The sequence below is a fragment of the Nitrospina gracilis 3/211 genome (genome assembly GCF_000341545.2).
GTDB classification, from domain to species: Bacteria; Nitrospinota; Nitrospinia; order Nitrospinales; family Nitrospinaceae; genus Nitrospina; species Nitrospina gracilis.
Genome location: NZ_HG422173.1, coordinates 1,302,045 through 1,323,706, shown reverse-complemented (window position 1 = coordinate 1,323,706; position 21,662 = coordinate 1,302,045). Strand labels below are relative to the sequence as shown.

22 protein-coding genes are annotated in these 21,662 nt (G+C 57.6%); 12 read left to right on the top strand and 10 right to left on the bottom strand.

Annotation, left to right across the window (positions count from 1 at the left end; genetic code table 11):
- The 4 genes from priA to msrP all read left to right on the top strand — a co-directional run.
- Window positions 1-1,105, top strand: a 1,105-nt coding sequence (gene priA, locus TX82_RS06330; protein ID WP_187291924.1) for a replication restart helicase PriA, incomplete at its 5' end; no start/stop codon positions are given.
- Window positions 1,106-1,163: 58 nt separating this feature from the next.
- Entirely contained in the window at window positions 1,164-1,745 is a 582-nt protein-coding gene (locus TX82_RS06325; protein ID WP_005008276.1) for a YqaA family protein, read from the top strand.
- Window positions 1,746-1,755: 10 nt separating this feature from the next.
- Window positions 1,756-2,082, top strand: a complete 327-nt coding sequence (gene cutA, locus TX82_RS06320; RefSeq protein WP_005008275.1) for a divalent-cation tolerance protein CutA — start codon at window positions 1,756-1,758, stop codon at window positions 2,080-2,082.
- A 12-nt stretch (window positions 2,083-2,094) separates the two neighbouring features.
- Window positions 2,095-3,066 carry a protein-methionine-sulfoxide reductase catalytic subunit MsrP gene (msrP, locus tag TX82_RS06315; protein WP_005008273.1) on the top strand — a complete coding sequence of 324 codons (972 nt, stop codon included), beginning with the start codon at window positions 2,095-2,097 and terminating at the stop codon, window positions 3,064-3,066.
- Between the two features lie 10 nt (window positions 3,067-3,076).
- On the opposite strand, the gene TX82_RS06310 is transcribed toward msrP, so the two are convergent.
- A complete protein-coding gene (locus TX82_RS06310; RefSeq protein WP_005008271.1) occupies window positions 3,077-3,790 on the bottom strand; it encodes a formylglycine-generating enzyme family protein in 714 nt (237 codons plus the stop codon).
- A 3-nt stretch (window positions 3,791-3,793) separates the two neighbouring features.
- Window positions 3,794-4,099: a hypothetical protein gene (locus tag TX82_RS06305; RefSeq protein WP_005008269.1), complete on the bottom strand. Its 306-nt coding sequence runs from the start codon at window positions 4,097-4,099 to the stop codon at window positions 3,794-3,796.
- Window positions 4,100-4,161: 62 nt separating this feature from the next.
- On the opposite strand from TX82_RS06305, the gene TX82_RS15140 reads away from it, so the two are divergent.
- Window positions 4,162-5,004 (top strand): NHL repeat-containing protein, encoded by an 843-nt coding sequence (locus TX82_RS15140; protein ID WP_005008268.1) that lies wholly within the window; start codon window positions 4,162-4,164, stop codon window positions 5,002-5,004.
- 40 nt (window positions 5,005-5,044) lie between these two features.
- On the opposite strand, the gene pntB is transcribed toward TX82_RS15140, so the two are convergent.
- Entirely contained in the window at window positions 5,045-6,445 is a 1,401-nt protein-coding gene (pntB, locus tag TX82_RS06295; RefSeq protein ID WP_005008261.1) for a Re/Si-specific NAD(P)(+) transhydrogenase subunit beta, read from the bottom strand.
- An 11-nt stretch (window positions 6,446-6,456) separates the two neighbouring features.
- Complete coding sequence (locus TX82_RS06290; RefSeq protein WP_005008260.1) at window positions 6,457-8,013, bottom strand: Re/Si-specific NAD(P)(+) transhydrogenase subunit alpha; 1,557 nt, start codon at window positions 8,011-8,013, stop codon at window positions 6,457-6,459.
- A 487-nt stretch (window positions 8,014-8,500) separates the two neighbouring features.
- Here TX82_RS06290 and TX82_RS15135 point away from each other — a divergent pair, with 487 nt between their 5' ends.
- Window positions 8,501-9,862 (top strand): sensor domain-containing diguanylate cyclase, encoded by a 1,362-nt coding sequence (locus TX82_RS15135; RefSeq protein WP_005008256.1) that lies wholly within the window; start codon window positions 8,501-8,503, stop codon window positions 9,860-9,862.
- A 76-nt stretch (window positions 9,863-9,938) separates the two neighbouring features.
- Window positions 9,939-10,400 (top strand): hypothetical protein, encoded by a 462-nt coding sequence (locus TX82_RS06280; RefSeq protein WP_187291923.1) that lies wholly within the window; start codon window positions 9,939-9,941, stop codon window positions 10,398-10,400.
- A 6-nt stretch (window positions 10,401-10,406) separates the two neighbouring features.
- Here TX82_RS06280 and TX82_RS06275 read toward each other — a convergent pair whose 3' ends face one another.
- From TX82_RS06275 to TX82_RS06260, 4 genes are all read right to left on the bottom strand, one after another.
- Window positions 10,407-12,071, bottom strand: a complete 1,665-nt coding sequence (locus TX82_RS06275) for an FAD-dependent thymidylate synthase (protein ID WP_005008252.1) — start codon at window positions 12,069-12,071, stop codon at window positions 10,407-10,409.
- The gene (locus TX82_RS06270; protein ID WP_244875005.1) at window positions 12,052-12,981 is read right to left on the bottom strand and encodes a formylglycine-generating enzyme family protein; all 930 of its coding nucleotides are present in this window, start codon (window positions 12,979-12,981) and stop codon (window positions 12,052-12,054) included. The genes TX82_RS06275 and TX82_RS06270 overlap by 20 nt, the downstream gene beginning before the upstream one ends.
- Before the next feature lie 87 nt (window positions 12,982-13,068).
- Window positions 13,069-13,626, bottom strand: a complete 558-nt coding sequence (locus tag TX82_RS06265; RefSeq protein ID WP_005008246.1) for a DUF4149 domain-containing protein — start codon at window positions 13,624-13,626, stop codon at window positions 13,069-13,071.
- 40 nt (window positions 13,627-13,666) lie between these two features.
- Window positions 13,667-13,957 (bottom strand): hypothetical protein, encoded by a 291-nt coding sequence (locus TX82_RS06260; protein ID WP_005008244.1) that lies wholly within the window; start codon window positions 13,955-13,957, stop codon window positions 13,667-13,669.
- Between the two features lie 200 nt (window positions 13,958-14,157).
- Here TX82_RS06260 and aroA point away from each other — a divergent pair, with 200 nt between their 5' ends.
- The 3 genes from aroA to bioB all read left to right on the top strand — a co-directional run bounded on the left by aroA (window position 14,158) and on the right by bioB (window position 18,605).
- A complete protein-coding gene (aroA, locus tag TX82_RS06255) occupies window positions 14,158-15,417 on the top strand; it encodes a 3-phosphoshikimate 1-carboxyvinyltransferase (RefSeq protein ID WP_005008243.1) in 1,260 nt (419 codons plus the stop codon).
- Entirely contained in the window at window positions 15,410-17,503 is a 2,094-nt protein-coding gene (locus TX82_RS06250) for a thioredoxin domain-containing protein (protein ID WP_005008240.1), read from the top strand. The genes aroA and TX82_RS06250 overlap by 8 nt, the downstream gene beginning before the upstream one ends.
- Before the next feature lie 97 nt (window positions 17,504-17,600).
- A complete protein-coding gene (gene bioB, locus TX82_RS06245) occupies window positions 17,601-18,605 on the top strand; it encodes a biotin synthase BioB (RefSeq protein ID WP_005008238.1) in 1,005 nt (334 codons plus the stop codon).
- Window positions 18,606-18,659: 54 nt separating this feature from the next.
- Here bioB and trxA read toward each other — a convergent pair whose 3' ends face one another.
- Window positions 18,660-18,992, bottom strand: coding sequence for a thioredoxin (gene trxA, locus TX82_RS06240; protein WP_005008235.1), 333 nt, complete (start codon window positions 18,990-18,992; stop codon window positions 18,660-18,662).
- A 275-nt stretch (window positions 18,993-19,267) separates the two neighbouring features.
- Here trxA and TX82_RS06235 point away from each other — a divergent pair, with 275 nt between their 5' ends.
- Entirely contained in the window at window positions 19,268-19,741 is a 474-nt protein-coding gene (locus TX82_RS06235) for a gamma-glutamylcyclotransferase family protein (protein ID WP_005008232.1), read from the top strand.
- Window positions 19,742-19,778: 37 nt separating this feature from the next.
- Window positions 19,779-20,549 carry a dimethylarginine dimethylaminohydrolase family protein gene (locus TX82_RS06230; RefSeq protein ID WP_005008230.1) on the top strand — a complete coding sequence of 257 codons (771 nt, stop codon included), beginning with the start codon at window positions 19,779-19,781 and terminating at the stop codon, window positions 20,547-20,549.
- Between the two features lie 6 nt (window positions 20,550-20,555).
- Here the strand turns inward: TX82_RS06230 and TX82_RS06225 are convergent, their stop codons facing one another.
- Window positions 20,556-21,647 carry a lipocalin-like domain-containing protein gene (locus TX82_RS06225; protein WP_005008229.1) on the bottom strand — a complete coding sequence of 364 codons (1,092 nt, stop codon included), beginning with the start codon at window positions 21,645-21,647 and terminating at the stop codon, window positions 20,556-20,558.
- Window positions 21,648-21,662 lie beyond the last annotated feature (15 nt).

Genomic DNA, 21,662 nt, shown 5'->3' with positions numbered 1-21,662 from the left:
ATACCATCATCTGACTTTGCCGAAACGGATCGGCACGCGCCTCATGCCCACGGTGCACCTGATGGACATGAGGAAGGAACGCGACGAGCGCAAAAATTATTCCATCTTCTCGCTGGAACTCAAGAAAGCCATCCTCGAACGCATGGATCTGGGCGAGCAGGTGTTTCTGTTTCTCAACCGGCGCGGCACGGCCAACTACGTCGTTTGCCGCAAATGCGGGTTTGTTTTTGAATGTCCACATTGCAGTGTGTCCCTCACCTTTCACAGCCGCACGAAAATCCTGCTCTGTCACTACTGCAACCTGACCCGCGTGATGCCGGACCACTGCGTCGAGTGCGGCGGCGAGGTGATCCGCTTCAGTGGTTTCGGAACGCAAAAGCTGGAAGAAGAAACGCGATCCCTGTTCCCCGCCGCACGGACGGCACGCTTGGACCGCGACACCACCCGCACGCGCTCGGCGTTCGAGGCCATGTACCGCGACATGCGTGAAGGCCGCATCGACATCCTCATCGGTACGCAGATGATCACCAAGGGACACGACTTCCCCGGCGTGACACTGGTCGGCGTGGTGTACGCCGACCTGTCCCTGCACATACCGGATTTCCGTTCCTGCGAGAGGACGTTCCAGCTGCTGACCCAGGTGGCGGGACGCGCCGGACGCGGCACCGTGCCGGGCCGCGTCGTCATCCAGGCGCACAATCCGGATCACTACGTGTACGACTATGTCGCGTCGCACGACTACGACGGCTTTTACGAAAAGGAACTCGCTTTAAGACAGCGCCTGCACTACCCGCCGTATTCGCGACTGGCGTCGCTTCTCATCGAGCATCCGAGTGAGAAAGACGGCGAAGCGTACATCGACCGACTGCAGACCGAGTTCGCACCGCTGGTGCGTGGAGCGGAGGGGGTGGAACTGCTTGGACCCGCCCGCGCCGCCCTGTACCGTTTGCACGACCTGTTCCGCTGGCACTTCATCTTCCGCGCGCGGAATGCGGAGGTTTTGCAAAGCGTCCTGCACAAAGTGAAACGACTCGATGCCGTTGCCAAACCGCCGGGCACGCAATGCAAGGTCACGCTCGATGTCGACCCCGTCAATATGCTTTAAGTTTCATTCAACCCTATGGTACCCTTTACCTCCTTATTGACCCGATTCAAGGTCCACCATGCTCCGAAAAATGTATGATTGGGTTCTGCAATGGTCCTCGACCAAACACGCTGTCCCCGCGCTGGCGGTGCTGTCCTTTGCCGAATCCTCGTTCTTCCCCATCCCCCCGGACGTGCTGCTGATCGCCATGGTGGTGGCGGTGCCGACCAGGTGGTTCCACTTCGCGCTGGTGTGCTCCATCGCTTCGGTGCTGGGAGGGATGTTCGGTTACCTGCTGGGCTGGCAGTTCATGGACCTGGTGGGCAACCGCATCGTGGAGTTCTATCATTTCCAGGAGCAATTCGATAAAATAGGAGGCTGGTACCAGGAATACAATGCGTGGGCCGTGGCCGCGGCGGGGTTCACCCCCCTGCCCTACAAGGTGTTCACGCTGGCCGCCGGAGCGTTCCAGATCAACTTCCCGGTGTTCGTTGGCGCGTCGTTCGCCAGCCGCGCGGCGCGTTTCTTTATCGTGGCGGCGCTTCTGTACAAGTTCGGCCCGCCCATCAAGGTGTTCATCGAGCGTTATTTCAACCTGCTCAGCATCGTGTTTTTCGTTCTCCTGGTGCTGGGATTTGTTCTGCTGAAATACGTTTTCTGACGGAGGCTATATGGACCAGCATGTGGTGGTGTACGTCACCGCAGGTTCGGAAGACGAAGCCGAAAAGCTGGCGAACGGTCTGGTGACGGAAAAGCTCGCCTTCTGTGTGAACGTGATACCCTCCATCAAATCGTACTACCACTGGGACGGCAAGATGAACGTCGATCCGGAAGTACTGATGATCATCAAAACGCGCCGCGACCGTTTCGACGATCTCGAAAAATGGGTGTGCGCCAACCACAGCTACGACGTGCCGGAAATCATCGCCCTGCCCATCGTTCAAGGATTGAAACCCTACCTGCAGGGCATCGACGACTGGGTGCCTAAAAAACAATAAGGTAATACTGTCATGAGCAACATCCACATTCCCAAAGGCTGGGAGATGCCGGAAAGCGAACTCACGCCGGAATCGATCTACATGAACCGGCGCGAGGTGTTGAAAGCCATGGGCGTGGCGTCCCTGTTCGCCGCAGGCGCGCTCCCCGCGTGCTCGCCGCCACAAGAGGTGATTGACGCGCATCCGGAGATCAATCTGACCGATCTCGAAAAAACCGTGTACCCGGCCAACCGCATCACCAAGTACAAACTCGACCGCCGCTTGACCAGCGAGGCCATCGCCGCGTCTTACAACAATTTTTATGAGTTCAGCGAGGTGAAGGAAGACGTCGATCACCACGCGCAACGCCTGCAGACGCGCCCCTGGCAGGTGGAGGTGACGGGTCTCGTCAACAAACCAAAGACCTACGACTTCGACGATTTCTTAAAGAAGTTCATTCTGGAGGAACGCTTCTACCGCCTGCGTTGCGTGGAGGCGTGGGCGATGGCGGTGCCGTGGACGGGTTTCCCGTTGAAAGCCCTGCTGGATGAAGTGGAGCCGCAATCCGGCGCGACGCACGTGCGTTTCGAGTCGTTCCACAAACCGTTTCTGGCGCAGGGACAGTTCGCCTTCTGGCAACCGTGGCCGTACTCGGAAGCGCTCACCATGAAAGAAGCGATGAACGAGTTGACGATTCTCGCCACCGGCATTTACGGTCACCCCCTGCCGAAACAGCACGGTGCACCGATCCGCCTGGTGGCGCCGTGGAAGTACGGCTTCAAGAGCATCAAGTCGGTTCAGCGGATCGAAGTGGTCGATTACGAACCGTCCACTTTTTGGAATACACTGCAGCCGCTGGAGTATGGGTGGGAGGCCAACGTCGACCCGAACGTGCCGCATCCGCGCTGGCCGCAGACGAAAGAAGAGATGATCGGAACGAAGGAAGTGCGCCTCACGCAGAAGTACAACGGCTACGGCGATTACGTGGCATCGATGTACACCTGAACGCTACGACTCACTCCACCTCGCGCACACAACGGAAACCGATGTGGTCGAAGCGGCCCGCCGCCAGTTCGTAATTCCTCCGCGTGGCACGCAGGGTCTGTTCGAGATCGCGCCACGACCCACCGCGGATCGACCGGTACTTGCCGTCGAACGGGCCTTTCGGGTCGCGTTTCGGACTCTCGGTGTAATATGTGTCCGAGTAATTGTCGAGCACCCACTCCCACACGTTGCCCGCCGCGTCGAACAGGCCCAGCGGATTCGGTTTCTTCTGTCCCACCGGGTGCGTGGTCTTGCCGGAGTTGTCCCAGTACCAGGCATGATCGCCGTCGATGGCGTCGCCCCAGTAGAAAATGGTCGAGGTCCCGGCGCGCGCCGCTTTTTCCCATTCCGCTTCCGTTGGCAGGCGCTTGCCGACCTGCAGGCAATAATCGCGCGCCTCGTACCAGGTGACCTGTTCCACCGGATGGTTGGGCGATTCAAAATTAGACGGGTTGTCGTCCATCACCGCCTCGAACTGCAACTGCGTCACCTCATGCTTGTCGATGTAATACGCCGAGAGGTGGACCGTGTGCGGCGGTTCGTCCTCCGCCTTGCCGGAACCCATGACGAACTGGCCTTCCGGGATGAGGACCATCGACGGATCGTCAAATTCCGCCGACGACGCCGTTGCAGCGAAGCAAAGCCACGCACTCCATGCCATGAGAAAACGCACTGCCGTTTTCATGATTCATTTACGCCGAAAAAGTTGGATGAAATTGGCGACGAACCCGGAGATGGCGGCACCGGATCCCGCGGCGATAATGAGGATATCCCGGTCCCCGGTGCGGTAGCCGATGAACGTCCCGATCAGTACGCCAACACAGATGGTGACCAGGTAGAAACGTCCGCCCAGCCAGCCGATGAAACCGCCGATGATCGATCCCAGTACCCCTGCGACCACCGCCAGCATGGGACTGTGCACCACCACGCCGATGAGGACCCCGGTCAGCCCCAATAAAAACACACCGACATAAATGTTGTTCCGTTTCTCCATGTGTGCCTATCATGATACAGGAAGCACACAGCATGGTCTGCCCCCATTTTTTCTAAAGCCCTATGCTTCGAACCCTCGCACTGTCCATTTTAATTTCGACCCCCCTGCATGCGTTCGTCGCCACCGGTCTGGACGCACCGGCAGGAGTCGCCGTCGATCCCCGAAGCGGCCACATCTTCATCGCCAACATTGGCGGTCGGGCGGACCTGAAAGACGACAACGGGTTCATCACCCGCCTCGATGCCGAGGGCAACGCGATCGCTCCGCGCTTCATCTCCTCGGGCCGGAATGCCGTCACCCTGCACGCACCCAAAGGCCTGGCCGTGATGAACGGCGTGCTGTACGCCGCAGACATCGACACCGTGCGCGGCTTCGATGTCGCAACGGGAAAAATCCGGAGCACCATTGATCTTTCCGGGCTGGGCGTGCGGTCACTCACCGGGCTCACCACCGGGGAGGAAGGGATTCTATACGCAAGCGACACCCCCGGCAACGCGATTTACCGCATCGACACCACCACAGGCAACACCGTTTCCCGATTCGCAAAGGGCCCACGGCTGGACGGCCCCGCCGGACTCGCTTACGATCCGCGTCACAAGGTCCTGATTGTCGTCACCCGCAACACAGGTCGGCTTCTAAGCGTACGTGGCGACGGTACGGTCCATCAACTTTTTGGCAAATCGTTCGGCAGTCTGTACGGGGTGGTGTTCGATCGGGAATATAGCCTGATCGTAACAGACGCGCAACAGGGACGGGTTTATCGGATAAGGAATTACAGCGAGGTGGAGGTGCTGAAAGAAAATGTGCTGAGTCCGGCAGGGATCGCGCACGACTTTCCCCGCAACCGGGTGGTGGTGACGTCCTTGAAAGGCAATGCGGTGTTCACCCTGCCGCTGGACCGCTGACGGGTCCGGCGGCAGGGTGAGCGCATTCCTTCCTTATTGCTTAATGACCGTCCTGCAGGGCGGCGTAAACCGCATCGAGACTGCTCTTCGCGTCGCCAAACAGCATCCGCGTGTTTTCCTTGAAGAACAGCGGATTCTGTACGCCCGCGTACCCGGTGGCCATACTGCGCTTGAGCACGATGGTGTACTTGCCCTTCCAGCATTCCATAACCGGCATCCCGGCAATGGGGCTGTTCGGGTCGTCCTGCGCGGAAGGGTTGACGATGTCGTTGGCGCCGACGATGATCGACACGTCCACGTCCGGGAAATCGTCGTTGATTTCGTCCATCTCGTAAACGATGTCGTACGGCACCTGCGCTTCCGCGAGCAGGACGTTCATGTGACCCGGCATGCGTCCCGCAACGGGATGGATGCCGAACCGCACGTTGACCTTCTTGTCGCGGAGCTTTTTGGTGATCTCGCGCACGATGTGCTGTGCCTGCGCCACCGCCATGCCGTAACCCGGAATGATCATGACCTCTTTCGAGTCCTTGAGCAGTTCGGCCACTTCCGGCGCTTCCAGCGCCTGGATTTCGCCCTGTTCCGCGCCCGCGGCGGAAGGCGCACTCGTGGTGGTACCGAATCCGCCGGCGATGACCGACAGGAACTTGCGGTTCATGGCGCGGCACATGATGTAACTCAGGATGGCGCCACTGCTTCCCACCAGCGCACCGGTGACGATCAGCAGGTCGTTGTTCAACATGAACCCGGTGGCGGAAGCCGCCCAGCCGGAATAACTGTTGAGCATCGACACGACGACCGGCATGTCCGCGCCGCCAATAGCCATGACCATGTGAATGCCGAAAAACAGCGCGATGCCGGTCATGATCAACAGCGGGGTCAATCCCGCGCCCGCCGCCGACTCGTCCACAAACACCTTGGCCAGGTAGATGGTGATGAGCAGGAGGATGAGGTTCAGCAGATGGCGTCCCGGAATCAGCATCGGGTTGCCGGTGATCTTGCCGCACAGCTTGCCCCAGGCGATGACCGATCCGGAAAACGTGACCGCACCGATCAGGATGCCGAGATAAGTTTCAACATCATGGATGCTCTGCTCCACGCCCTCAAAATGCTGGGACGGGTCCATGAAGTTGGCATAGCCGACCAGCACCGCCGCCATACCAACGAGGCTGTGCAGGATGGCCACCAACTCCGGCATCTCGGTCATCTGCACACGCTTGGCGAGGATGATGCCGATGGTGCCGCCGATCACCAGTCCGCCGATCAGCAGACCCATGTTGGCGGTGACCCCGGCGATGGTCACGATCAACGCGATCGCCATGCCGAGGATGCCGTAGATGTTGCCGCGTCGGGCGGTTTCCTGATGGCTCAGGCCGCCCAGCGCCAGAATGAACAGAATGGTCGCCCCGATATAAGAGGCGGTTACGATACCTTGACTCATCTTTTCGCCTCCTATTTACGGAACATGTCGAGCATGCGTCGCGTCACCGCGAAGCCGCCCGCAATATTGATGGATGTGATCAGGACCGCTGCGGCGGCAAGCCACATAATCAGTTTTTCGCCCGAACTGATCTGCAGAAGGGCACCGATGATGATGATGCTGCTGATGGCGTTGGTGACGCTCATGAGCGGCGTGTGCAATGCGGCGGTCACGTTCCAGATGACCATGTAGCCGACGAAACAAGCCAGCACGAACACGGTGAAATGCGCCATGAACGAAGCCGGCGCCACCGATCCCAGTCCCAACAACATCAGGCCGCCGATGACAAACGTCATGATCATGCCCGTGGCGGAAGGGGCCGCCTCCTCTTTCTTCACAACAGGAGGAGCCGCTTCTTCTTTCGGTTTGGGCGGCGCGGCGGAGAGTTTCGGTGCGGGCGGCGGCCAGGTGATCTCGCCGTCCTTCACCACGGTCACACCGCGAATGACCTCGTCCTCCATGTCGATGTTGAGGTTGCCGTCCTTTTCCTTACACATGTCCGACAGCAGGTGTCGCAGGTTGGTGCCGTACAACTGGCTGGCCTGCGTCGCCAGGCGGCTCGGCAGATCCAGGTAGCCGATGATGGAAACGCCGTTGACGTTGACCACCTTGCCCGGCTCGGTCAGTTCGCAGTTGCCGCCCTGTTCGGCGGCGAGGTCCACGATGACACTGCCGTTTTTCATCAGCTTCACCGTGTCGGAGACGATCAGTTTCGGAGCCGGCTTGCCGGGAATCAGCGCAGTGGTGATGATGATGTCCACCTCCTTCGCCTGTTCCGCAAACAGTTCCATTTCCTTCTTGATGAACTCCTCGCTCATTACCTTGGCGTAGCCGCCTTCGCCGGAGCCCTCTTCCTCGAATTCGAGCATCAGGAACTCCGCATCCATACTTTCGACCTGCTCCTTGACCTCGGGGCGGGTGTCGAACGAGCGAACGATGGCGCCCATGCTCTTGGCTGCGCCAATGGCGGAAAGGCCCGCCACGCCCGCGCCGATGACCAGCACCTTGGCCGGGGGAATTTTACCCGCCGCGGTGATCTGCCCGGTGAAGAACCGGCCGAACAGCTGCGCCGCCTCCACCACCGCGCGATACCCCGCGATGTTCGCCATCGAGCTCAGGGCGTCGAGTTTCTGCGCACGGCTGATGCGCGGCACGCTGTCCATCGCCATCACCGTGACTTTTTTCGCGGCCAGCCGCTTCAATAAATCCTGATTTTGCGCAGGCCAGATGAAAGAAATGAGCACCTGGCCCTCGTGCGTCAAATCCACTTCATCCACCTTCAGATCCGGATGGTGCTCCGGTCCGCGTACTTTCAATATGATATCGCTTTGATCCCAAACGGCCTTCGGGCCTTCCAGCACGGTGGCCCCGGCCTCTTTGTACGCTTCATCGGAAAACTTAGCTTCGGCACCAGCACCGGACTCAATCGCGACTTCAAACCCGAGCTTCAACAGCTGAACCACCACCTCGGGGGTTGTGGCCACCCGCCTCTCGCCGGGATGAACTTCTTTGGGAATGCCAATTTTCATCGCCAATTGTTCCTTTATTTATAATTGGTTCTCAGAAATGCCCACGAATGATAACCAAAACAGAGGTCTTGTCCAAATTTTTTTAAAATCAGGGCGTAGAATCAGGAACTCTAGCATAATCACGCCCAATTTCACCCTTTTTCTCGGCATTTACCGGGATTTTCGGTCTCATTAAACGGGTACAAACAAAAATACGGTGTTTGGATTCAACTTCATCTCGTCCGTTGCAAAAATTTGAACATCCCCTGTTTAGCAAGGAGGCCAATTGATCCTATTTTTTTCTTCAGGACCCGTCCCACTCCATAACCCAAAAACCGGCCTCAACCAGTTACCCGGATTTAATCAATTTGGTTGGTTTTTTATTCAGGATTGAAAAATTTAGTGTTACACTATTTTTGTATAAATTCTTCCAATCAAAATTGGCTTTTCGCCCGCTTCCCCCTGCTGGAAAACCGGGAAAGGGCTACTTGTGCACCCGGGTATTTAAATGAAACGGGACATTGCCAACCAGATCATTCAGGAAAAAACGTTCCTGCTCGAACATCCTGAAATGTTCTTCCAGTTGTTCGACGGGTTGTTTCCTTTTTTCCTGTTTACCCGGGATCCAGAGGGGCCCCTGATCTCCGTCAGCAACAAGGTCACTCATGTTCTAGGGCATGCCCCCGAGGATTTCATGCAGCGCTGGCCCGACTACCTCGCCAATCATCCCGTTAATGAAACATTCAAACAGCGGGCTTGCCTGGAAGCAGGATCCGCGAAAGAGCCGATCAACTACAAAACCATTTTCAGCAATAAACATCACGAGCCCATTTGGTTGGAAATGTTTGAATCGCCGCAGATGGTAGATGGCAAGCCGGACAAGATCATCGGCATCGCTCTGGATTTGACAAAACGGAGCGTTCTGGAAAACCAACTGCGCCTCGGCGAGAAGCGGTTCCGGGAAATGAGCCAGACCTCGCCCATCGGTATTTTTCAGACAGACAATGATAATCTGATTGCCTACGTCAATCCGGCCTGGGAAGTCATTACCGGCAGGACCATTTCCGAAAGCCTGGGCCAGGCCTGGTGGGATTGCATCCACCCCGGCGATCAGGAAGACGTCATCCGGAAATGGGGACGGGGCAACGACAAGGGCGAGGAAGTGGATGCCGAGTGCCGGGTGATCCGGCCCAACGGCACCATGATCTGGGTCAAGATCCGGTCGCAGATCCTGTTCGACGACACGGGCAAGATCACCATCGCCACCGTCGAAAACATCGATCAGCAGGTGGCCGACCGGGAAAAACAAAAGCAGTTGATTCACGAGTTACTGCAACTCAAGGAAAAACTGGAGGTGGCGACCCGCACCGATCCTCTCACCGGCCTGCCCAACCGCCGGGACTTGAACGACAAGCTGGGGCACGAGAAAGCGCGTTTCGAACGCACCAAACGGCCGTTCACCCTGCTTATCGTGGACATCGACAAGTTCAAAAGCATCAACGACCAGTACGGTCACGACGCGGGCGATTACATCCTGGTGCAGGTCGGGGAACTGTTGCGCAACAGTTGCCGGCGCATGGACCACATCTGCCGCTGGGGAGGCGAGGAGTTTTTCTTTCTGTTACCGGAAACCAATCTGGAAAACGGTTACGTCTTCGCTGAAAAACTGCGCACCAAACTGGCCTCGGCCAAATTCAATTACAAGGGCCAGCAGGTCAGCGTGACCGCGAGCTTCGGTCTCAGTTGTGTGGACGATGACAGCCGCGATCTGGAATCCTACATCAAAGAAGCGGATGACTGCCTGTACGATGCCAAAAATGCCGGACGGAACCGCACGGTGGCGCGCAAACGCAAACCGGGCGCCGGTTGATCATCATTTCCACGGAAGCACGGTCCCGCACCGCTCCCCTCTTCCTTACCCCCTGCTGATTCTGGCGCTCCTCTTCATGGGATGCCTGTTTGCGCCCGGGACGGCGTGGACCGTCGAAAAAGAATCCCTCTCCTTCCAATCCGTGAATGTGCCGCCGGAACTGGGACTGCGCCCCCTGCCCGAAGAGGAAGTGCATTACAAGGGAGCGACCTACACCCGGGAAGCTTTCGTCGCGCTATGGGAATTGCAGGAAAACGTGATGTCTGATTTTCCACGCCTGCTCAACTGGTTGATTCCCGATCCCCCGCCCCTTGACTTCACCCGCCACACGGTGCTGTGGTTTTCCAACCGCGGTGCGGGGGCCAGTTTTGTGGAACTGGAACGGGTGGTGATGAGCGAAGACGGAGACGCGCTGGAGGCGCACGTCAAGGTGGTGCACTCGGATTTCGTCTCTAAAAAACTCAACCTGTGGACGATTCCGAAAACCCACCGACCGGTGGTATTCCGGGAGAAGAAGGTATTTAACGAGGGTCCGTGACGCGGTTCAGTCGTCCATGTCGTCGAACACGCCGGTTGCCAGACTCTTGCGCGCGGTGCGTGCTTCCTGCTCGGCGCGGGTGATACTCTGGTCGTAGTCGTTGTAATCGACGTAGCGCAGGACCGGCTCCATTTCCGGATGGCGCTTGAGGTAAAGCCGGGCCATCGTCTGGCATACACGGCGGTACTTGGGATGGCCCGCCTTCTGCGTGCGCAGTTCCGTGAAATGACCCAGTTCGCGCAGGTTCATGCCCATGTTCCAGCGGATGAAGTGGTTGAACAGGGACGCATACTGCGCCTCCTCGCGCAGGCCCGCGCGCTTCAGGTCGTGGTGCAGCGACTCCGCACGCTGAAAGCATTCCTGCACCCCCTCCATCATGCCGATCTCTTCGATCTCGTCGGGAATGGAATAGCCAAGCAGGACACCCATCTCCTGCCTCTGCTGGGTGAGCATGCGGTGGCGTTGCAGGTCGCGGTACTCTGCGAATCCGGCGACGATGTCGAACTGGATGGGGTAGCCGTATTCCAGCGCACGGCCCGGGCGGTCGCGTTTGCTTTTGCGCTCGCCCATATACAGGTGAAAAATTTCCAGCCGCGCTTCTTCGGAAAGCAACCGCACCACGCGCCTTATCTGTTCCGTCGAATGTTGCACGTAGGGGAAAATCATCGACGCCACGAGGTTGATAAAGTAATCCTCGTCCCGGTCTTCAAGCAAAGCCACTTCCGGCGCCGTTTCGATCGGTTCGTTGGCAAACAGTTCATCACAGCGTGCGCGCATTTTTTTATGAACGGCGGAACGGTGCTCCCGCCGGGCAGCCCGTTTGATGAATGTCGGGATCTGGTGACTCAGCGCGTTGCGAATCTGCACTGCCAGGTCCTGCGCCTCCACCAGTTCCTCCGTCAGCAGTTTCGAGATGAGCATGGAGAAAAAGCGGCCGTTGCCGACAATGCCGACGTTGGCCTGCGTGGCTGCGGGAAGAATGCAACGGATCACGTCGCACGCCGCACTGCGGATGGTGAAGTTGTAGGCGATGCGATGCGCGCGTTTCTCGTTGTCGTCCTTCATGTCTTTCGGATACACACGCGCCACTTCATTGCCGCGTTCCACCTCGATGGCGAACGAATCGGCAGGCAGGCGCTTGCGGAACAGCTCCTGCATCGGCTCGACCATGGCGGCGTAGGTCGCAAACAGAAAATCCATGACCGCCACGTACGACTCGCCCAACCCCGATTCCATCACGTTGCGCGGGCGCACGTAACGCCAGCTTCCGCCGCGCTGCTGGTCATACAGGACGTAACGGGTGGATTCCTCGATGGGAGAGCCGCCGATCCGGCAGTCCTCAATGATCTTGGTCATCAGGTTGGAAACTTCCTCGATGCAGATCGGAGCCACCGCCAGTTCCGCCACCGAATCGTCGCCGAACTTGTTGACGACGCGGTCCACCATCTCGCTTCCCTTGACGTCATTGGGAGTGCCGTCGGGATTGAGGAATTCCCTGGCCACGGTTTCCTTGAACCCGGTGGGGGCCCGGCTGTAACGCGCCAGCGCCGCCCCGATGACTTCCGGGTTCAGGTTTTGGAGGGAGAAAACACGGGCATCCACATCGGTGACATAACGGCGAAGAATGTCGCGTTCGGCGGCGGTGAGGTCGTCAGTCCGTTTTGGCTTCATGATTTTGTCCCGACGTGGACGGAATTGGGATGGGATCTTTGGCGCAGCGAAACCCGGTGTCGTTGAACCGAACGTAAGGACGGCCCCAGCGCCGGAAAGCGCTGTGCAGGGTGTCCTCGTAGTTCACCCAGGAGCCGCCGCGCATCACTTTAAAGACCCCCCGCTTGGGTCCCTGGGGATTATTGCGTACTCTTTTTTTGTAATACTTGCGGTCATACCAGTCCGAGACCCATTCCCACACATTGCCCGCCATGTCGTGGACACCGTATACGGAAACGCCGTTGGGGTAAGACCCGACATCGGTCATGGTGTGAATGCCACGCCACTTTCTGCGGTAAGTGGCTTTTCCCGGAGGCAGGTCATTGCCCCAGGGATACAGGTTCCCCATCGGCCCGCGTGCCGCCTTCTCCCATTCCGCCTCTGTGGGCAACCGTTTGCCACGCCACTCGCAGTATTCCTTTGCATCGTGCCAGCTGACCTGGGTGACAGGCTGGTTTTTGATCTCCTTGGGAAAGCTCTCCCCTTTCCACAGGTTGCCTTCCCAGCAGGCTTTGGTTTCGCAGGTGTCGTCCAGGGCCGGCCGATGCCCGGTGGCCTTAACAAACTCCAGATACCTCTGGTTGGTGACCTCGTATATGTCGATCCAGTACTTATCCAGGTACACCATGTGGTCCGGGAACTCATCCTTGAACCACCATCGGTTGCAGCGGTCATCCACCTGCCAGCACATTTCCAGCATGTCGGTGATTTTATGAAATCCCAATCCCATACGGAAGGTGCTGGCGGGGATTTCCACCATGTCCGAATACATCTCGAGCACTTCCTGCGTTGCCAACTCTTCCTCATGGTCCACGGAAGCGGCCGCGGCGCAGGACACCCAGACCCAGGCCAACAGTGACACAAAGATCACTAAACGGCAAAATCTTTGAGTCCGCTTAACCATCCACTTCAACTTCAAATATGTTTTCACTCACGGGATCAAGCAGCGTACCGGGTTTCAGGACGCGGAAGCCGGGGGCACGGGTTGGCCGGATTCCCGGAATCGGGTCATTTCCTTGCCATGAATCCAAAACAGTCCCAAGCCGAGAATCATGTTGACGGTGTACAGCCAGGTCAACCGGCTGTGGTAAGTGTCGAATTGCCGTTGCAGTTGGATGTTTTCCGGGTTGGCTTTTTTCTTCTGGTCCATCGCATGCATCTCGGGGCGCAAAACACTTCCGATGTAAATCGCCAGAACCACCATGATCGCCAGGAACACCTGCTTGGTATAACGCTTTTTGGTGACCACGGGTTCCACGTAGCCTCCCCAACCAAGACGGTCTGCAAAGAAACGGATCAAAACCGCACTGATCATGAGGCCCATGCACCAGTATATGATATGGACGTTGAAAATATCCATCAGGCCATTCATGACGTTGCTCGCCAACTGCGGTTGTTCCTTCAGTTTCACGCGGACCACGATCTCGGCCAAAATGCCAAGCAGGAACATGCCACCAACCCAGAGCGAGAGGGAAAACAGGTACAACCAGTTTGCAAAATAAATGAGTCGTGTCATCGAAACCAGGGAGTTGCTGTCATGAATCCGGGAGCCGCCATCAGCGGCCGCCGGAGACCTGCTTGCGCAGGTTTTTGTAACTTTTTTCGATTTCCCGCTCCTGCTCTTCCTTCAATTTCACCAGTTCCGGCCTGTCGCCCCCGAACCAGCTTTTGACGGTGTCGCCGGTCTTGTAGCGGTTCACCGAATTGAGGATGGACAGGTAAATCACAAAGTAAACGAAACCGAAGGTATAGAGTACCAGAGGAATGAAAGATTTGAGACGTTTTCTTTCGGTTTCAGGTTTTTTGAACCACCATTCTTTCCAGTAAGTGAATTTGAGCCATTGCATGGGCGAACTCCACAGCCTTGGTTAACGCAAAAAACCTATCCAATTTTACCTGTTATACCTACCTTTAGGGCAATCATAGCAAAACCCCATTTTCGATACAAGACGGCCTCCCCCGTGTCGGAACATGGGAGACAGCCGGCCTTTGTGATATAGTTGGCCGCATTGCTCGGGCCTGCCCGTAAAAACTCTGGAGAAAATAATTGATTGAAATCAAACCGATCAAAGCGGCCCGCGGAACCGTAGAGGCTCCCTCGTCGAAAAGCTACACCAACAGGGCTTTTCTGCTGGCCGCGCTGGCAGAGGGTACGGTGCGCCTGGAGCGTCCCTTGTTCAGCGACGACACGCGTTACATGAGGCGCGCTCTGGAGCAGTTCGGCGTCACCTGCCACGAGGAAAAAGAGGCCGTGACGGTGAACGGCACAAGCGGTGCCTTGCGTACGCCGAAAGATGAAATTTTTGTCGGAAATGCGGGCACCACCATGCGTTTTTTGACGACCTTCTCCACGCTCGCACCGGGGCAAACACGCCTCACCGGGGACGAACGCATGCAGGAACGTCCCATTGAAGATCTTCTTCAAGCTTTAAGGCAAATGGGAATTCGCGCCGAATCCGTGCGCAACAACCAGTGCCCGCCGCTTCTCATTGAAGGAGGGTCACCGCGTGGCGGCACGTTGTCCCTACCCGGAGACAAGAGCAGTCAGTACCTGACGTCGATCCTCATCTGCGCCCCCTATTTCCAGAACGACACCCTGATCGAGATTGAAGGCGAGCTGACCTCCAAGCCGTACGTGGACATCACCCTCGACATCATGAAGACCTTCGGCGTGAATGTGCGCAATGAGTCGTATCGACGCTTCCACATTGCGGCGGGTCAGCACTACCAGGCACAGACCTACCGGGTGGAGGGCGACGCCTCCAGCGCGTCCTATTTCTTTGCCGCGGCGGCGGTTACGGGGGGTGCGGTGACCGTCACCCACCTCAATCCCAAGAGCGTGCAGGGCGACATCCAGTTCCCCCGCGTGCTGGAACGGATGGGGTGTGAAGTGGAGATCGGCGATGAAAAAATCACTGTCACGGGGAAACCTCTTCGCGGAATCACCATCAATATGAATAACATGCCCGACGTGGTGCAGACCCTGGCGGTGGTGGCGCTGTTCGCCGAAGGCAAAACCACCGTCACCGGCATCGCCAACCTGCGCATCAAGGAAACCGACCGCATCCAGGCGTTGGAGACGGAACTGACGCAGCTGGGCGCACAGGTCGAGGCCGGCGACGATTTTCTCTCCATCGAACCCGGAGAGTTGAAACCGGCGGCCATTGAAACCTACAACGACCACCGGATGGCGATGAGCTTCGCCGTCGCCGGACTCCGCATCCCCGGCATCCGGATCAAGAACCCGAAATGCGTGGACAAATCGTTTCCCGATTTTTTCGAACGCTTCCAGAATTTTTATGACTGAACACAAATACACCAACAAACTGATTCACGAAAAAAGCCCGTACCTCCTGCAGCACGCACACAACCCGGTGGACTGGCACCCATGGGGACCGGAGGCGTTCGAGCTGGCGAAGAAAGCCAACAAGCCTCTTCTGGTCAGCATCGGCTACGCCACCTGCCACTGGTGCCACGTGATGGAACGGGAATCTTTCGAGGACCCGGAAATCGCGGAATACCTGAACGCGCATTTCGTGCCGATCAAAGTGGACCGTGAAGAGCGCCCGGATGTGGACAGCATTTACATGAAATCCGTGCAGGCCTTCGGTCAGCAGGGTGGCTGGCCGCTGAACGTGTTCGTCACGCCGGACGGCGTCCCGTTTTACGGCGGCACGTACTATCCGTCCGTCGGGCGCTACGGCCTGCCCTCGTTTCTGGAAGTCCTGACCTTTCTCGACAAGACCTGGCGAGAGGAACCGGAGAAGGTCGAGAAGCAGAGCACCGCCCTCATCAATTATCTTAAGGACGTTTCCAAACAGGAGCAGAACACCGAAGGCACGGTGGACGACTTGGGCTTTCACGGCGAGAACAAAACCCGCGAGTTCTACACGCAGTCCTACGACCGGCTCCATCACGGCTTCCTGTTCCAGCAACAGAACAAGTTTCCGCCCTCGATGGGCCTGTCGCTGCTGTTGCGTCACCACCACCGCACCGGCGACGCGCTGAGCCTGGAGATGGTGGAAAACACCCTGCGCGCCATGAAGCAAGGCGGCATCTACGACCAGATCGGCGGCGGCCTCGCCCGCTACAGCACCGATCACCAGTGGCTGGTGCCGCATTTCGAAAAGATGCTGTATGACAACGGGCTGTTCGTCACCGCGCTCATCGAAACCTACCAGGTGACCGGCAAGCGCGAGTTCGCCGACTACGCCAACGACGTGTTGCAGTATATCGACCGCGACATGACCTCCGCGGAAGGAGCGTTTTACAGCGCGGAGGATGCGGACAGCGAAGGCGTCGAAGGCAAGTTCTACGTGTGGACGCAGGAGGAAATCGAAAAGGTGCTGGGCCGCGAGACCGCGAGCATCGCCATCCCCTATTACAATGTCCTGCCCAACGGCAACTGGGAAGGCAAAAACATCCTGCACGTCAAACGCCCGCCGGAGCAGATCGCCAAAGACCTCGGCCTGCCGCTGGACCATGTTGAGGCCAAAATCGCCGAGGCGCGGGAAAAACTGCTGGCGGTGCGAAGCCAGCGCATCCGGCCGCTCCTCGACGACAAGATCTTAACGTCGTGGAACGGACTCATGATCCGCGCCATGGCGCAGGTCGGGCGGGTGCTGGACGACGCCGACCGCATCGCAAAGGCCGAGAAGGCGCTCCACTTCATCTGGAACAATCTGCGCACGCCGGAGGGCAAACTGCTGCGCCGCTGGCGCGAGGGCGAGGCGCGTTACGACGGCTACCTGTGCGACTACACTTCCATCGCGCTGGCCTGCTGTGACCTGTATGAAGCCACGTACAATCCGGATTACATCAACAAGGCCGAGGCCTTGATGAAAACGGTGGAAGAAAAATTCGGCAACCAGGGCGCGTATTACGAAACCGCGAGCGACGCGGAAGAACTGATCGTGCGCCAGGTGTCGGGCTACGACGGCGTCGAGCCTTCCGGCAACAGCAGTGCCGCCATGGCGTTGCTGAAACTCGCCGCGCTGACTCAGAACGTGGACTACGAACGCCGCGCCGAAAAAATCTTCCTCGCCTTTTCCGACGAAGTCACCGAATACGGCATCAACTCCTCGTTCATGATGCAGGCCCTGCACCTGTACCTGGGCGGCTGCAAACAGGTGGCGGTGCGCGGGGTGAACTCGGACAAGGGGCTCGATGCCTTCTGGCCGCTCATGCGCCGGCGGTTTTTCCCCAACGCGGTGTTCGCTTTCTCGCTGGACGGCGACGCCGACGCCCAGCGGGTGCCGCTTCTGGCGGGGAAGGAATCCCTGCAGGGCAAAACCACCGCCTACGTTTGCCAGCACGGCTCCTGCCTGCCGCCGGTCACGCAAGTAACGGAACTCAAAAACCTTGTGGACGATTACCGGCAGGTGCGCGATTGAGGCCACCCCCTTTTCCATTTGCCTTTGCCCGGCGCTGTGCTAGTATTTTTGGTTGTTTTTCCAGATAACCCCTTTACTCAAATAAAACCGGTGTTCCATGAGAACAGCATTCATCGATACATTGATAGATAACGTGTTGTCCGGCAAGGGCATCACCCGAAAAGACGCGCTGGAGCTGGAAAGCCTGACCCGCGAGGAGCTGGATTACCTGTTTGAAGGCACCAACCGCATCCGCGACCATTTCAAAGGCAATGCGGTCAAGATTTGCTCCATCGTCAACGCCAAGTCAGGCCGCTGTCCGGAAGATTGCGGCTTCTGCGCCCAGTCCTCGAAATTCGAGACCGAGTCGCCGGAATATGGCCTGATGGACGTCGACCAGATCGTCGCCAACGCGAAGAAAGCCGAAGCTTTCGGCTCCAACGAGTTTTCCATCGTCGTCTCCGGCACGGCGATGACCGATCCCAAGGAAATGGCCACCCTCAAGGAAGCGCTTCGACGCATCAAGGCGGAAACGCGCCTCGAGACCTGCTGTTCGCTGGGGCTCATGAGCAAGGAACACCTGCAGGAGTTGAAGGACGCAGGACTCGACCGCGTGCACCACAACCTGGAGACGGCGCGCAGTCATTTCGAAAACATCGTGAGCACGCACACCTATGAAGATGAAGTCACCGCCGTGCGCAACGCACAGGAAGTGGGATTGCCGGTCTGTGTCGGCGGCATCTTCGGCATGGGCGAGACGTTCGCCCAGCGCGTGGAACTGGCGTTCGACATTGAGGGGCTCAAAACGCAGTCGTTCCCGATCAATTTCCTGAAACCGCTGGAAGGCACGGCGATGGAAGGTATGGAGGTTTTGGACGAGTACGACGCGCTCCGCACCATCGCGCTCCTGAGACTCGTCATGCCGGAGATGGACCTGTTCGTCTGCGGCGGTCGCGAGGAAGTGTTCACCAATCACCAGGAAAAACTGTTCGCCGCCGGCGCCAATGGCATTCTGGGAGGCGACTACCTCACCACCAAGGGGCAGGACCCGAAACGCGACATGGAAATGATCGAGCGACTCGGCCTGCAACCGGTCCTGGAAACAGAAGGGGCCCGTCCCTGAATCAGGGGCGAGCCCGCTCTATCTGTCTTCGACGTTGGCCCTGCCGGGAAAAACTCAGGCCAGGGTTTCGTCGATCACTTTTTGAATTTCGGCTTTGGACTTCACTCCAACCAACTGCTGAACCACCTGTCCATCCTTGAAGAACAACAGCGTGGGAATGCCGCGGATGCCGTATTTGGTCGCTGTTTGCGGGTTGTCATCCACATTCAGTTTACCAACCACAACCTTCCCGTCGTACTCACCAGCCAGCTCTTCCACCGTGGGCGCCAGCATTTTGCAGGGCTGACACCACTCCGCCCAGAAATCGATCACAGCCGGTTTGTCCGACTGAAGGATGGAACGGTCGAATTCGTCATCCGAAACCGTAACAACTTTTCCGCCTGCCATAACAAGCTCCTTTTTTCGTTACCAAAGTTGAATCCCCGAAACACAATCGGTGGCGGCGAATCGGGAATTTGCTGGTAAGTCGTTAATGGGAGTCAACCCTGACTCTTTGTGATGGATTCCTATTTAAATAAATTTACCACCTTTTTTCAAGGCCGATTTTCCCGTATGATTGGGGGTATTCTGCCATTTGCTTTTTGACTTTTTAGATGCAATCCGGCCGGTTTGGATTCCAAGCCGGCGCTTTTTTGAACGCGAACCGAAATCGGAACCCTGCCATGCCAAACTACATCAACTGGTTTGCTTACGACGAACTGATGAACCCGCGGGTTTTCAAGGAGCACGGCCTGGAGGCCAACGCATCCTTCTGTGTCACCCTCTCTGCTCACAAGCTGGCTTTCAACAAAATCCCGGTCGACAACCAGGGTGCGGAAAAACTGGGCATGGCCAATGTCGTCCCCGCGCCAAGCAACCTGGGAATGATGGAAGGCATCATGTATGAAATGGATGAGTCGTTTCTGCCCAAACTGGACGAAATTTACCTTTACCCAAACGAATACCTGCGCAAGAAAATGCGGTTGACCAAGCACGATTTCACCCTCGTGGACGGGATTGTTTATATCGCGCAGAACGAACGTACCAATGACGACCTCATGCCTTCGAAGGCCATGCTCAAGAATTTCCGCGAATGCAAAAAGAACCTGACCATGCTGTACCTGTCGCGCCTCATGAACACACCGACGGTGGATTGACCCGCGGAACATTCAGGGTTCTGAAAACGCAACCGCCATGAACACACCCTTGACCGCCTTGGTACGGCCTCCCGCCGCCACGTTCCTGCAGGCCCTGTCACGCCACAAAAAGCAGGTCCCCATCGATTTTCCTCTCTCCCTCCGTCAGCACCGCTTTTATGTGGAAACGCTGGTCAGCCTCGGGGTGAAGGTGGATGTGCTGGAACCCCTGGATGCATTCCCCGACAGCACGTTCATTGAGGACAACGCCATCATTCTCGACGACATGGCCCTGCTGACATCGATGAGCGCGACCAGCCGTCGCGGGGAAACGCTTCAACTTAAAGCCGCGATGGAGCGTCATTACAAGGTCGAGATTCTGGAGCCACCGGTATTCGTCGATGGGGGGGATGTGCTGCAGGTGGGTTCCAAGATTTTTGTCGGTCAGTCCACACGCACCAATTCCCTCGCTGTCGAGGCCATCGCGAAATTCACCCGGCGCCCGGTTGTTCCGATCGCCGTGAACGGCGCGCTGCACCTGAAAAGCGCGGTGAGTTGTTTGACAGGAGAACTGTTGCTCATCGACCCGGAAAAGCTCGATCCCGCTCCGTTCGAAGATCACTCATGGATCGAGGTTGCACATGGAGAATCCAATGCCGCCAACTGTCTCACCATCAACGGTACGGTGCTCATGCCCAGCGGGTATCCAGAAACACGGGCCCTGGTCGAAAAACGCGGGCTGGAAGTGCGCGCCATGCCGGTGAGCGAGTTCGAAAAGGCCGATGGCGGCCTCACCTGCCTGAGCATCCTGATTCCGAAAAGGACCTGACGAGGCTCATTGACCGAACGTGGCGGAGAGGTTGCCGCCGTAACCCACCAGCTCCACGTAGCCCTTGCCCCGCACCGGACGGCCTTCATACGTCCCTTCCACCGTCACACTGCCTTCCCAGTACGAGTTGGAGACGGACCGGAGCAGAAACAATTCCTGTCCCGCCATATCTGGAGTCACCTTCAATGCAATGTTGCGTTCGGGCAAATCAATTTTCCACCCGGCGGGATAAGTCACGTCTGACTTCGGGCTGGTCCAAGTTTTCAACACGCCCACCGATTGCTTTTCAGAGGGCAGGTGCGCCTGCGTTCCGTCGGCCCTCACCAGGGTGCCCCCGGAACGCGGATCGTATTTTCCGTCCTGCATGCGGATTCTGAACAGCATGACCTCGGCTCCGTTATCCAACTTGAGCGAAAACCAGTCCCACCCCGCCTGCTTCGGCGCAAGCAACCGCTCCGCAAACACGTGGTCCATCCAGCTCGTCCCGGTCACTTCCACCGGCTGCCCGTCAATGAAAACCTTTCCAGTGGTTTTCATTCGTGTGAAAGAGTAGTAATTCGGGGCTTTCTCCGGGATTTCCCATTTCGGTTTGTCGTCACCGGTGCCGTGGATGACGGGAGCTTTTTCCGGAACCAGTTGCAAATCGAATCCGTTTTCCTCTTCCTTCGCGGTGAGCTTGCGCGTATCGCCTTCTCCGGTCAGCTTCCAGTTTTCGTTCCAAACCTCCAGCCGGTCTTCCGCTGCACCGGCGAGGCCCAACCCGGAGCGATTGATGCGTTCGTAAAAATAAAATTTTCCGTTCTTCAAATCGACCACCGTCATGTGGGCAAAGTAAATATGTTCATTGCTCCATTCGGACGGCGTATCCTGATATTGCTGGAGAGCCTTCATGCCAGCCAGCGAAACGCGGAAGAACGAGCATTGGTAACCATACTCGCGCCCGGCGGCATCTTTGAGGTTGCCGGTGAAATACCACCACTCCACCTGGTAGTTGTTGTGCGAATAAAAGTCACGTGGAAACGAAAACGCGTACCCGGTGAGCGGATGGTTTACGATTTGCCGCGCATCGGGTTTCGCATGAATGGAAGCCGCCGGCATTAAAAATGCAAACGC

Excerpts from the sequence above, each read along its gene's own strand:
- TX82_RS06325 (WP_005008276.1), top strand. The coding sequence starts at position 1,164 with ATGCTCCGAAAAATGTATGATTGGGTTCTGCAATGGTCCTCGACCAAA.
- cutA (WP_005008275.1), top strand. The coding sequence starts at position 1,756 with ATGGACCAGCATGTGGTGGTGTACGTCACCGCAGGTTCGGAAGACGAA.
- msrP (WP_005008273.1), top strand. The coding sequence starts at position 2,095 with ATGAGCAACATCCACATTCCCAAAGGCTGGGAGATGCCGGAAAGCGAA.
- TX82_RS06310 (WP_005008271.1), bottom strand. The coding sequence starts at position 3,790 with ATGAAAACGGCAGTGCGTTTTCTCATGGCATGGAGTGCGTGGCTTTGC.
- TX82_RS06305 (WP_005008269.1), bottom strand. The coding sequence starts at position 4,099 with ATGGAGAAACGGAACAACATTTATGTCGGTGTGTTTTTATTGGGGCTG.
- TX82_RS15140 (WP_005008268.1), top strand. The coding sequence starts at position 4,162 with ATGCTTCGAACCCTCGCACTGTCCATTTTAATTTCGACCCCCCTGCAT.
- pntB (WP_005008261.1), bottom strand. The coding sequence starts at position 6,445 with ATGAGTCAAGGTATCGTAACCGCCTCTTATATCGGGGCGACCATTCTG.
- TX82_RS06290 (WP_005008260.1), bottom strand. The coding sequence starts at position 8,013 with ATGAAAATTGGCATTCCCAAAGAAGTTCATCCCGGCGAGAGGCGGGTG.
- TX82_RS15135 (WP_005008256.1), top strand. The coding sequence starts at position 8,501 with ATGAAACGGGACATTGCCAACCAGATCATTCAGGAAAAAACGTTCCTG.
- TX82_RS06280 (WP_187291923.1), top strand. The coding sequence starts at position 9,939 with ATGGGATGCCTGTTTGCGCCCGGGACGGCGTGGACCGTCGAAAAAGAA.
- TX82_RS06275 (WP_005008252.1), bottom strand. The coding sequence starts at position 12,071 with ATGAAGCCAAAACGGACTGACGACCTCACCGCCGCCGAACGCGACATT.
- TX82_RS06265 (WP_005008246.1), bottom strand. The coding sequence starts at position 13,626 with ATGACACGACTCATTTATTTTGCAAACTGGTTGTACCTGTTTTCCCTC.
- TX82_RS06260 (WP_005008244.1), bottom strand. The coding sequence starts at position 13,957 with ATGCAATGGCTCAAATTCACTTACTGGAAAGAATGGTGGTTCAAAAAA.
- TX82_RS06250 (WP_005008240.1), top strand. The coding sequence starts at position 15,410 with ATGACTGAACACAAATACACCAACAAACTGATTCACGAAAAAAGCCCG.
- bioB (WP_005008238.1), top strand. The coding sequence starts at position 17,601 with ATGAGAACAGCATTCATCGATACATTGATAGATAACGTGTTGTCCGGC.
- trxA (WP_005008235.1), bottom strand. The coding sequence starts at position 18,992 with ATGGCAGGCGGAAAAGTTGTTACGGTTTCGGATGACGAATTCGACCGT.
- TX82_RS06235 (WP_005008232.1), top strand. The coding sequence starts at position 19,268 with ATGCCAAACTACATCAACTGGTTTGCTTACGACGAACTGATGAACCCG.
- TX82_RS06230 (WP_005008230.1), top strand. The coding sequence starts at position 19,779 with ATGAACACACCCTTGACCGCCTTGGTACGGCCTCCCGCCGCCACGTTC.
- TX82_RS06225 (WP_005008229.1), bottom strand. The coding sequence starts at position 21,647 with ATGCCGGCGGCTTCCATTCATGCGAAACCCGATGCGCGGCAAATCGTA.